This window comes from Prochlorococcus sp. MIT 1303 (genome assembly GCF_001631965.1).
Lineage (GTDB): Bacteria > Cyanobacteriota > Cyanobacteriia > PCC-6307 > Cyanobiaceae > Prochlorococcus > Prochlorococcus marinus_D.
Genome location: NZ_LVHK01000047.1, coordinates 1 through 618 on the forward strand (window position 1 = coordinate 1; position 618 = coordinate 618).

1 pseudogene is annotated in these 618 nt (G+C 50.6%); it reads left to right on the forward strand.

Annotated elements, in window-relative coordinates:
* Nucleotides 1-215: pseudogene (locus PMIT1303_RS12585) on the forward strand (hypothetical protein); the annotation flags it as partial.
* Between the last annotated feature and the right edge of the window lie 403 nt (nt 216-618).

A 618-nucleotide genomic window follows, 5' to 3' on the forward strand; every position in this document is an offset into this window, starting at 1 on the left:
ATTGGCAGGAGCTGGTGAAACAGAAAGCCGAGCAAGGCGAATGGCTGAGGCCCTATAGCTTCCGCGACACCTATTCACTAGTTTGCGAATCACTGCAGATGCACAAGGCTGATCTCTGCGCAGCGATGGGCCACTCCGAAGAAGTTCGCAACCACAGCTACAGCACCACCAGCTTTCGCAAGATGCGTGATTCGTTCAAGCAAGCCTTTGGATGATCAGTTGAATGAACAGGGATGACTGGAGCGGAATGATGGAAGACTTCCAGAAAGTGACTAGTAACTTTGTTCACCGCTGAGATGAACCACATTTGGAGATGTACGGCACTAGATATCACCCTTCACATACGCCGCAAGCTCGATCGGCAGCGAAAGAAATGCGGGAGCGGAGCGAGGGTGATAACAGACTCTGGAAAATACTCAGGTTTTTGATCGTACTTGGAGAATGTGTACAGACAACCTGTAGCCTCATCACCGGAGCCCTTTCAATTTCATGGCAGATTTGGCGGCCATCCAAGCACTCTCAGCAGCTGGTCGCCATCAGGAATGCCTACAGGCTTGCCAAGAAGTCCTTGAGCAAGACCTTGAGCAGGCAGTTGCTTACAAATATGCAGGAAAATCC